Below are 10,428 nucleotides of genomic sequence, written 5' to 3'. Positions count from 1 at the left end.
AGAAGCTGATGGAGACGGCGCTGGGCGAGGCGGCTGAACCCTTGCAGGTGCAGGGCTTCGGACTGTTTCTGCACGGGCAATGGCTGATCAAGCCGCCGCTGCCGGACGAGCATTGCGAGGCCGTGAAGCTCCGAGCGGAGAGTCTGATTGCCGGCGACGTTCTCTGCAGCCATCGCCTTTGCGAGCTCGGGTCAGGCGATCCGGATGCTTGGGCGCCTTGGGGCGGCGCCATGCTCGCGACCTTGTCCGGTGAGGCCCACAGCTTCCTGCTGTTCCTGCGCAAGCAGGTTGTCAGCCAGGTTCGTTGGGCAGGCCAGCCGCTGAAGCAGCTGATGCCGCAGTCCGGGGGGGCGCTGGCCTTTGGGCCGCGCACTTCGTTCGATATCTGGACCGAGCAGATCAAGGGCGAGAACACGCCGTGGGAAGCCGAGGAGCGCCAGTGTGGTGCTGAGCTGGCCGGCCTGGTGGTGTCGGTCTACCAGCGTCACAGCACCCGCCAGCTGAAGCAGGAGCTGGGTCTGCTGGGCTCTTGCATGGCGCATCTGAACGACATGGTGCTCATCACGGAAGCGGGGACGAACGACAGCCCCGGCCCGCGCATCGTCTATGTCAATGACGCGTTCGTCCGGACGACGGGCTACTCGCGCGAAGAGGTGCTCGGCAAGACCCCGAGGCTTCTCCAGGGGCCTGCCACCGAGCGCGCGCAGCTCGATCTGGTGCGGATCGCGCTCAGCACCTGGCAGTCCACCTGTGTCGAGGTGATCAATTACCGCAAGAGCGGCGAGCCCTACTGGGTCGAGATGAGCCTCACCCCTATTGCCGACAGCTCCGGCTGGTTCACGCATTGGGTCGCCATCGAACGCGACATCAGCGAGCGCAAGCGCATCGAGCAGGAAGTCCAAAAGCTCGTCTACTTCGATGTGCTCACCGGCCTGCCGAACCGGCGGCTGTTGATGGATCGGCTGCGGATGGCGCAGGCATCGAGCGCCAGATACAAGCGAACCGGGGCGCTGATCTTCATCGACCTGGACCACTTCAAGAATCTGAATGACTCCAGGGGCCATCAGCTGGGCGATGAACTGCTGATGCAGGTGGCACGCCGGCTGGTCGCGCTGGTCCGGGAGGAGGACACGGTGGCCCGTCTGGGCGGCGACGAGTTCGTTGTCATGCTCGAAGAGCTGAGCGAGGATGGCATGGAGGCTGCTGCGGCGGCGCAGGTGGTGTCTGAGAAGATCGTCAGCACACTTGCCGAGCCCTACAGCCTGGCAGGCCAGCGATATCTCTGCAGTGCCAGTCTCGGCGTGTGCCTGTTCCGTGATCACGAGCAGTCGATCGAGGATCTGCTCAAGCGAGCCGACTTCGCGATGTACCAGTCCAAGTCAGCCGGGCGCAATGCGTGGCGCTTCTACGACCCGGCAATGCAGGATGCGGCGCTCGCGCGCGCGTCACTCGAGTCAGACCTGCGCGAAGCCGTGGGTCGGGGTGAGCTGGAGCTGCACTATCAGGCGGTCGTCGACAAGCAGCGTGTGCCTGTGGGCGTCGAAGCCCTGTTGCGATGGCGGCACCCGACGCGTGGCTGGGTGCCGCCGCTGGAGTTCATTCCATTGGCCGAGCAGTCGGGCCTGATCCTGCAAATCGGCCACTGGGTGCTGACGCAAGCCTGCCGGCAGCTCGCCGGCTGGGCCACGCATCCGACCGCCAGCAACTGGACGCTGGCCGTCAACATCAGCAGCTGCCAGATGCGGCAGCCGACCTTTGTGGCCGAAGTCAGCCGCGCACTTCAGGAGTCCGGCGCCAATCCGCGCAAGCTGAAGCTCGAACTGACCGAGAGCCTGTTGCTGCATGATGTTGAAGGCTCGATCAGCAAGATGCGCGAGCTGTGCAAGCTGGGCGTCAAGTTCTCGATCGACGACTTCGGCACGGGCTACTCGTCGCTGACCTATCTGCAGCGCTTGCCGGTCAGTGTGCTGAAGATCGACCGCTCCTTCGTCAAGGAGATTCACCACGCCAGCGGCGACGCGGCGATCTGCAAGACGGTGATCGCACTCGGCAAGACCCTGGGCTTGAAGGTTGTTGCCGAGGGCGTCGAGTCCGACGAGCAGTTCGAGTTGTTGTCCTTGCTGGGATGTGAGTTCTTCCAAGGCTACTTGTTCAGCAAGCCGCAGAACATCAAGCAGATCATGCACAGCTTCATGCCTACCTGACTCCTGAGGAGAAGTTCATGCGCGACAACGGACCCATCACCGGACATGAATATGCATTCCCAGACGGGATGACGCTGGTCTCGACGACCGATCTGAAGGGGCGCATCGTCTACTGCAATGCGGCCTTTGTGGAGGTCAGCGGCTATCAGCGCGCGGAGCTGCTGGGCCAGCCGCACAACATGATCCGACACCCCCACATGCCGGAAGAGGCCTTCCGCGACATGTGGAGCACCATCAGCGGCGGCCAGCCCTGGAGCGCCATCGTCGTGAACCGCAGAAAGGACGGCGGACATTACTGGGTCAAGGCGAACGTGACGCCCCTGTTCGAAGGCAATCAGCCGGTGGGCTTCATGTCCGTCCGCACCAAGCCCGAAGCGGCGGAAGTCAGGGCCGCTGAGGCCGTCTATCAGCTCATGCGCAGCGAAGAGAACGCCGGCTCGGCCTTGAGTCTGAGCCTCAGGCAGGGCCAGCTGCAACGCAATGGCTGGGCCGGCAGGGCACAGCGGCTTATGCCCCGGTTGCTCGCACAGCGGCATGCGCTCATCCCCTTGGCAGTGGCCGGCAGCGCCTACTTGATGGGCGAGTTGTGGTCCCATCAATGGTGGGCCATGCTGGCAGTGGCAATGGCGGCCGTTCTCGGGCATCTGCTGCTGCAAAGGCTGACGCAGCGCCCGCTCGACGAGCTGGTCGACTTCTCGAACCGCATGGCGGCAGGCGACCTGACGCAGCGGCTGATCGGTGATTCTGGCGATGCCATCGGCCGCTTAAAGCGTGCCTTGAACCAGCTCAACGTGAATCTGCAGTCCATCGTCGGCGATGCGCGCAGCGAGGTGCGGAACATCGAGACGGCGATTGAGGAGATCGCGGCCGGCAATGAAGACCTGTCGGGCCGCACCGAGTCGCAGGCGGCCAACCTGGAGCAGACGGCTGCCTCGATGGAGGAGCTCACCGGCACCGTGCGGACCAACTCGGACGGCGCCGCCGCAGCCGCCAATCTGGCCATGCACACCGCTGAAGACACCTCCAAGAGCGCCCAGGCCATGACCGAGATGACGACGACGATGCACACCATCCGGGACGCATCGCGACAGATTTCCGAGATCACGCAGGTCATCGATGCAATCTCGTTCCAGACCAACATCCTGGCGCTCAATGCCGCGGTGGAAGCGGCGCGGGCGGGTGACGCCGGGCGCGGCTTCGCCGTGGTGGCTGCCGAGGTTCGCGCGCTGGCCCAGCGCACGACGGCGGCGGCGAAGGAGATCCGGGTGCTGATCGACAACTCGGAGCGAACCGTGGCATCTGGCGTGTCCCAGGCCGAGCGCGTGTCTTCGATCATTGGCACGACGCTGCAGAACGTGAAGCGCGTGTCCGAGGTCATCAGCGAGATCAGCCTCGGCTCGCATGAGCAGCTGAAGGGCATCTCGCAGGTCAACGAGGCCGTCGCCCAGCTGGATGGCATCACGCAGCAGAACGCGGCGATGGTGGAGCAGCTGTCGGCCTCCGCCGGGGCCTTGCGCCAGCGTGCCGAGCTGCTGGGGGATTCGGTCAAGGTCTTTCATCTGGATGGGCAGGGCCATGCCCTGCCTGATGCTGTTGAGCTCAGGCGCCAAGCCAAGTCGGGGGGCTGAGCCCTGGATTCTCGGACGCGCACTACGGTGGCCCTGAAAGCAGGTGCTGCCATCCGTGCAGGCGCGCCGTAGCTCCGGCCCATGGTGGACTTGCTGCGCAAGGTGGCGTCCCGGGTGGGGTGCGAACTGGCGTTGCAACGCATGCCGCTGGTGCGCGCCTTGGTGGAGCCGGATCAGGGGCACTTCGATTTCGCGGTACTGGTGGCCGGGCACGTGCTCAAGATGCTGTGCTCTTCCGGACGAACGCCCCTCGGGGTACCTCGCCATCGTGGCGGCCATCCGGCTGAGGTCGCATTGCGCGATCCCAAGCCACTCCTAGCTCAGGCGCTGAGCGCGCGACGAGGCCAAGGGTGCGGCCTTCATCGCCCTGGGCTAGCCCTGGAAGAGCGGCATTATGGAGAGATTCAACCGCAAGTAGCGCGACCAGTTGCTCAAGCGGGAATGGTTCGACACGCTGGCCGGGATGAAGGCGCTGATCGAAGCATGGCAGCAGTTCTGCGAGGAGCGCCGGGAGTGCAACGCTCTGGGCGACCGGCCACCAGCTGCGCTTCGCCGCGCCGGGTCCGACACTGCAAACATCAATCCGGGTCCCACCGCCTGTGTGGCTGCGAGTTGCGTACTCAGGTCACTGGGTGTCAACTGCATGAACAGCTTGTGTTCCTGGGAGGTGTCTGGCGAAATCCAGCTGCCGGCCGCGATCGCGAGTCTGGTGCAAGCTTGACGCGCAGTGTCAGATGCTGAAGTGCGAGTGCGCCAGCGCAGCCGGGTCGGCGGCCGCCAGGATCTTGTCGACATGCGTGGCGTAGGGGTTCACCAGCCGCTCTGCCTCTTCCTCCCCTTGACGGGCGTCGAGCTCATGGATCCGCTGGGCGAAGTCGCGACGCAGTGCCTCATCGATATCTGACACGCGCATCGCCAAGCTGAGGCTGGACCGCTCCAGCCGGCTCAGCTTGAGTTCCCTGGCCATGCTGATGGCATTCAGCAGGCGCTCCAGCGGCAAGGCCATGGAGCGCTGGTGCAGCACGTGCAACTCGCCGATCAAGGCCTTCAGGTGCAGCAGCCGGTAGCCGCCGTCCATGGCGATACTCTGCGCTTGCCGCAGGTCGGTCAGCCCCTTGTCGAAATTGCCGCTGCTGCACATCACCTTGCCGGCATTCGTAAGCAGCGCCGCCCGCACGAAGCCGCTGCTGGCACTTCCGGGCTGGCTCATTTCATCCACGATGCGGGCAGACTCAACGGCCAGTCGAAGGATCTCTGTCTGCGGCGGAGTCAGGGGCTCTGCGGCGCGGGCCTCCCGGATGGCGACTGCTGCAAGCAGCAGGCCGTTGTGGACACGCAGGATATCGAGCACCCGGCGCGAGGCTTCGGCGCGAGACAGGGCCTTGAGCAGCACCAGATGGCCGGCGTCCGCCCGGCCGATCTCAGTGAAACCGACGCCGATCAGCACCAGTGCCTGTGTCATGGCTCGGCTGTCCCTGGCGAGCACGGCGCTGTCGAAGCCCTTCAGTGCCAAACCCAGCGACGATTTGTAGAGCCCGAACTCCCGGCAGTAGAGGGCGACGCTGAGGAAGGCCTCGCGCAACTCGTCGGCCGGGCAGGAGCTCTCAATCTGGCCCAGGGCCGTCACGCCCTGTTGAATGGCGCTGGCGACGTCGCCTTGCATCCAGCTTGTTTCCGCGCGGACCATTGAAGCGGGCCTATCGGGTGGGGTCGCCTGCATGCTCAGGCTGGGCTCGGCAAAACTATGGGGGAGGGTCATTGATGCACAGCCTGGTACGGCTCAGGCAGTTCATGGGTGACGAAGGGATGGCAGCGAATCAGTCGGCACTGACGAGTCCTGAAGCAATGGCGAATCGCACCAGCGCGGGCAGGTCTTCGACGCCCAGCTTGGCCATCAGCCGGCTGCGATAGGTCTCGACGGTCTTTGGCGAGAGTCGGATGCTGTTGGCGATGGCAGCACTGGTATGCCCGTGCACGACCAGCTCGAGAATTTGCCGTTCACGCACCGACAGCGTGTCGATGGCCGCGCTCTGTCCAGCCAATGACATGCCTTGCATGGCCAAATCGGCAACGCGAGTGCCGAAGTAGCGCATGCCCGCCTTGACGCTGTCGATCGCTGCGAGCAGTTCACGGGAAGATGAGCCCTTGAGCACATAGCCCATCGCGCCATTGCGCATCGCCTCGGCCACATGCCTGGGCTGGGCCGACATCGTCAGCACGATGGTGCGCAGCGAGATCTTGCGACGCTCAAGTTCCATCAGGAGCACCAGGCCCGATCGGTCCTCGAGGTTGACGTCCAGGAGAAGAATCTGCGGCTGCAGGCTCACGATCTCCCGGATTGCAATGTCCGGGTCTGCCGACTCGCCCACAACCTCGTGGCCTGCCATTTCGAGCACGCTTCGCAGCCCCTCCCGGACAAGGGCATGGTCGTCCATCAGATAGATTCGACTCATGGCTTGGGCTCCCATCGCAAGCTGACTCGAACCCCCTCGCCGGGCGTCGAGTCCACGTCCAGGCGAGCCCCAATGGCTTGAGCCCGCTCACGCATGCCTACCAGCCCAAGGTTGCCTGAACGGCCCATCAGTCCCTTGGTCTGGAAACCGATCCCATCGTCGGTGATTTCCAGCATTAGGCCCGAGCCACTCGCATTCAACGTGACTTGAATCAAGGAAGCCATCGAATGCTCGAGTGCGTTGGCAACGGCCTCCCGGGCGATCATGAAGCAGGCGTATTCGACATCGCTGGGCCAGCGGAGTTGGCCCACCTGATCGTCGAGCAGCAGCATCAAGTCGACTGAGCTCCGCTGCAAGGTTGGATTGGCGATCTCGTTATCCAGTGCGGCTGCCAGGCCTAGGTCTTCCAGGAAGGGTGGGCGCAGATCCTGGAGCACATCGTGGATCAGCGAGGTTGCCTGCTCCAGCAGGGCATCCATGCGTTGGACATTGCGATCACCGGCCATGTCAGCTGCGGCGCCGAGGCTGGCATCGAAGCTGAGGCGCAAGGCGGTGAGCGTCTGTCCCAGATGGTCGTGCAGTGTCAATGCGATGCGGCTTGTGGTGCGCCTCTCCTGCTCCAGCAGTTCATGGGCCAGTTCGGACAGCTGGCGCTGATGACCGAGCAAGGCTTCATGGGCCCGGCGTTGTTCGGAAATGTCCCAGTTCACGCCGAGAAGCGAGGTGGGTGTGCCATTGGCATCGAGCAAGGCCTTGCCCTTGGCAACCATCCAGCGGGTTTCTCCATTGGGCCAGCACAGTTCGAATTCGATGCTGCCGCCCTCACCGCTTGCCAGCGTGGACAACAACCACTTCCTGGTGCGAAGAAACTCGCCATGGCTCAGAGAACATCGGTAGATCTGCTCGGGCAGCAAGGGGGTCGTGGGCGAGTAGCCATACGAGCGATAGGCCTCGGCATCCCACACGGCCGATCCATCAGGAAACATCTCCCAGGTGCCGATGCGCGCTGCCGAGGTTGCCAGCGCCAATCGCTGCTCTGTGCGTTGGCGCCCAAGGGCTGCCAGGTGGTCATCGTGGATGTCGTCGATCGTTCCCGACAGCCGAAAGGGCTGCCCGCTGGCATCCCAGGTCGCCTGCGCGCGTGACTTGACCCAGCGATAGGTGCCGTGTGCGGTCAGCAGGCGCAGGTTGATGTCGAGGCGCTCCCGGGTCTGAAAGTGCGCCTGCAGCGCCTGGTTGACGCGCTCCTTGTCGTCCGGATGGCAGAGGCCGAAGGGCGTGTCGGCGGTGTTAGGCAACGCGGAGACCTCGTAGCCCAGCAGGGTGGCCCAACGCTCCGAGTAGTAGAGCTCGCCCGTGCGGATCTGCCACTCCCATTCACCTTCCGCCGATCCCTGCAATGCACGTGCAAGGCGCGCTTCGCGGAGCGCCAGCGCGGCTTGTTCGCGCACCTGCGATGTGATGTCCTGGTAGGTTGCCAGCAGATGGGGGATGCCATCGAGGTTGACGATCGCGATCGACAGCATCACGTCCCGCGCTTGACCGCCCGCCCCCAGGATGCGTGTTTGGTGCAGGCGCACGGGCTTGCCGGACAGCACCTCGCGGATCAAGGCTGAGCGATCCATGGGCTCTAGCCAGATGGATAACTCATTTGTTGTGCGTCCCATGACCTCGTCCCGGCTGCGCCCCAGCATGTCCAACAGCACCTGATTGACGTCGACAAACTTGCCGTCCGCCAGGGTGCCCAGTGCCATGCCCATCGGTGCGCCGTCGAAGACGGCCCGAAACTTCATCTCGCCCGGCGGTTCCTGCGTGCCGTTCGGATCCAGAGTGCCGGGCGATGCCGGGCTCTGCGCTGAAGTGCTCTCGCACGCATCGGCGCCAAGGACGAAGGCTGAGACCAGGCTCAGGCGTTCGGCACCGGCCAGCAGGCTTTGCCGCAGCAGCGCGACGTGGACCAGGCCCCGGCTCTTGCTGCGCAGCCAGAGCCGGGGAGCGGCCTGCGCCGCATCGAGTTTGGGCAGCGCTGCGCCGGACGGCTCGGCGAGTTGTTCGAAAGTGAGAGCCTTGAATTCGTCATCGCTGTAGCCCAGGGTGTCACTAGCCGCGCGGTTGGCGCCGAGGATGGCGCCGTTCAGGGTCACGACCCAGGCGGGCAAGGGTCCGCCCGAGAACAGCGGGTCCGCGAGCAGTTCGGCCAACTGAACAAAAGAGAGGGGAGGTGATTCAGTCGATGCAGACATCAATCGCTACAAAGCTGTGGCGACCCGGAGGTCCATTTCATCCTGCGTGGCGCTGGCGCAAGCGTGTCCAGTCCGAACGGGCCGGCGGGATCGATGCGCGCTTGATTAAGCACGACAGTCTGCGCCGTTGGAATGAGTATGCCCTGGATGCCGCGGGCTGTGCCGATCAAAAGGACCGTTGCCGGACTGTCCCCTCAGCAACTCTCAAACTTTCCCTACACGCAAGCGGCTTTCGCCGTTGACTCCACGGCCGCCGCACTTCTTGCTGCGCCCGATTGAGCTCAGCAGAGTGACGGCTGGATTGCCGCGAGGACCGAAGCGGCCCAGGGCAGGAGCTACTTGCCGATGCAGAAGCTGCTGAAAATCACGCCCAGCAGTTCGTCGGCTGAGAAGGCGCCGGTGATCTCGCCGAGTGCGTCGTGCGCGAGACGCAGCTCCTCGGCCAACAGGTCCAGTGCTGGCAGGGCTTGCGTGACCAGCTGGTTCGCTAACGCGAGATGTTCGCGCGTTCGCTTGAGTGCCTGCACATGGCGCTCGCGGGCGATGAACTGGCCTTCGGGCGTGGCATGCCAGCCGACCTGCTGCAGCAGGCGCTGGCGCAGCGCAGCCAGCCCGTCGCCGGTCTTGGCCGAGAGCGTTATCGCATCCGCCGGCAGCGCGTGCGGCGCGCCGGCATCGGCCTTGTTGAAGACCTGCAGGATGCGGCTGGCATCGATGCCGGCCAGCCGGGCGTTGATCAGCGCATCTTCGGCTTCGTAGTCGGGCTGGCCCAGGCGGGTCAGGTCGTGCAGGAAGAGCACGACGTCGGCGTCGGCAATCGCGTCCCAGCTGCGCGCCACGCCGATGCGCTCCACCTCATCCTCGGTTTCGCGCAGGCCGGCGGTGTCGCTGATGTGCAGCGGCACGCCTTCGATCTGTATGGTCTGGCTGACCTTGTCGCGCGTGGTGCCGGGGATGGGTGTCACGATGGCCAGCTCAGCGCCGGCCAAGGCGTTGAGCAGCGAGCTCTTGCCCACATTGGGCTGGCCGGCCAGCACCACCTTGATGCCTTCACGCAGCAGCGCGCCCTGGCGGGTGCGGTCCAGCACCGCGTCGAGCTGGGCGGTGAGGCGCTGCAGCTGGCCCAGCGCGTCGGCCTGCTGCAGGAAGTCGATCTCCTCCTCGGGGAAGTCCAGCGTGGCCTCGACCAGCATGCGCAGCTTGATCAGCGCGTCGCGCAGCGTCGTCACCTCGGCCGACAGCGCGCCGGCCAGCGCGCGGCTGGCGCTGCGCGCGGCGGCCTCGGTGCTGGCGTCGATCAGGTCGGCCACCGCCTCGGCCTGGGCCAAGTCGAGCTTGCCGTTGAGGAAGGCGCGTTGCGTGAATTCGCCGGGCTCGGCCAGGCGCAGGTGCTTGAGCGCGCCGGCGGCGGCACCGGCTTCCAGGCAGCGCGCCAGCAGCAGCTGCAGCACCACCGGGCCACCATGGGCCTGCAGCTCCAGCACATGCTCGCCGGTGTAGGAATGCGGCGCCGGGAACAGCAGCGCCAGGCCATGGTCGATTGCTTCGCCATTGGCGGCGCGAAACGGCAGATAGGTGGCTTCTCGGGCTTTCAGCGCGCGGCCGCACAGGGCCATCACCAGCGGGGTCAGGTCTTGCGGTGAGGACACTCGCACGATGCCCACAGCCCCGCGGCCGGGGGCGGTGGCGATGGCGGCGATGGGGTCTTGGTGGCGCGCAAGCATCGCGCGATTCTCGCTGATGCTCGGCAGGTGTATGGCGCGGGGGAGGCCGGGCACAGCGCTCTCGTGAACCTGTGCGTCGGGCCGGTGTCCCGCGCCGCTTGCTGCTGGTGCGGCCGGGAGCTCTCTGCCCCGCATGTGATGCATTTGAGTCCCGGCAGCGCCAAGAAAAAAGCCCC

The 10,428-nt window shown here is 65.1% G+C and carries 6 protein-coding genes; 2 read left to right on the top strand and 4 right to left on the bottom strand.

Annotation, left to right across the window (positions count from 1 at the left end; translation table 11 throughout):
* A partial coding sequence (locus ACIQ67_RS07015) for a putative bifunctional diguanylate cyclase/phosphodiesterase (protein ID WP_397533645.1) occupies positions 1–2,204 on the top strand: 2,204 nt, incomplete at its 5' end.
* Between the two features lie 17 nt (positions 2,205–2,221).
* Positions 2,222–3,832 (top strand): methyl-accepting chemotaxis protein, encoded by a 1,611-nt coding sequence (locus tag ACIQ67_RS07010; protein ID WP_397533644.1) that lies wholly within the window; start codon positions 2,222–2,224, stop codon positions 3,830–3,832.
* A 730-nt stretch (positions 3,833–4,562) separates the two neighbouring features.
* Here ACIQ67_RS07010 and ACIQ67_RS07005 read toward each other — a convergent pair.
* The 4 genes from ACIQ67_RS07005 to mnmE form a co-directional block, all read right to left on the bottom strand.
* A complete protein-coding gene (locus ACIQ67_RS07005; RefSeq protein WP_397533643.1) occupies positions 4,563–5,495 on the bottom strand; it encodes a hypothetical protein in 933 nt (310 codons plus the stop codon).
* A gap of 154 nt (positions 5,496–5,649) precedes the next feature.
* Complete coding sequence (locus ACIQ67_RS07000) at positions 5,650–6,285, bottom strand: response regulator transcription factor (protein WP_397533642.1); 636 nt, start codon at positions 6,283–6,285, stop codon at positions 5,650–5,652.
* Entirely contained in the window at positions 6,282–8,486 is a 2,205-nt protein-coding gene (locus tag ACIQ67_RS06995) for a PAS domain-containing protein (protein ID WP_397533641.1), read from the bottom strand. Before ACIQ67_RS06995 ends, ACIQ67_RS07000 begins: the two co-directional genes overlap by 4 nt.
* Positions 8,487–8,863: 377 nt before the next feature.
* Positions 8,864–10,252: a tRNA uridine-5-carboxymethylaminomethyl(34) synthesis GTPase MnmE gene (gene mnmE, locus ACIQ67_RS06990; RefSeq protein WP_397533640.1), complete on the bottom strand. Its 1,389-nt coding sequence runs from the start codon at positions 10,250–10,252 to the stop codon at positions 8,864–8,866.
* Positions 10,253–10,428: the final 176 nt, after the last annotated feature.

It is taken from the genome of Roseateles sp., from assembly GCF_044373315.1.
GTDB lineage: Bacteria > Pseudomonadota > Gammaproteobacteria > Burkholderiales > Burkholderiaceae_C > JACDQM01.
Note: the sequence above shows the minus strand (reverse complement) of the source record. Positions and strands in the feature narration are given on the sequence as shown.

Bases quoted from the DNA above. Each gene is read 5' to 3' on its own strand.
- ACIQ67_RS07010 (WP_397533644.1), top strand. From the start codon at position 2,222: ATGCGCGACAACGGACCCATCACCGGACATGAATATGCATTCCCAGAC.
- ACIQ67_RS07005 (WP_397533643.1), bottom strand. From the start codon at position 5,495: ATGCAAGGCGACGTCGCCAGCGCCATTCAACAGGGCGTGACGGCCCTG.
- ACIQ67_RS07000 (WP_397533642.1), bottom strand. From the start codon at position 6,285: ATGAGTCGAATCTATCTGATGGACGACCATGCCCTTGTCCGGGAGGGG.
- mnmE (WP_397533640.1), bottom strand. From the start codon at position 10,252: ATGCTTGCGCGCCACCAAGACCCCATCGCCGCCATCGCCACCGCCCCC.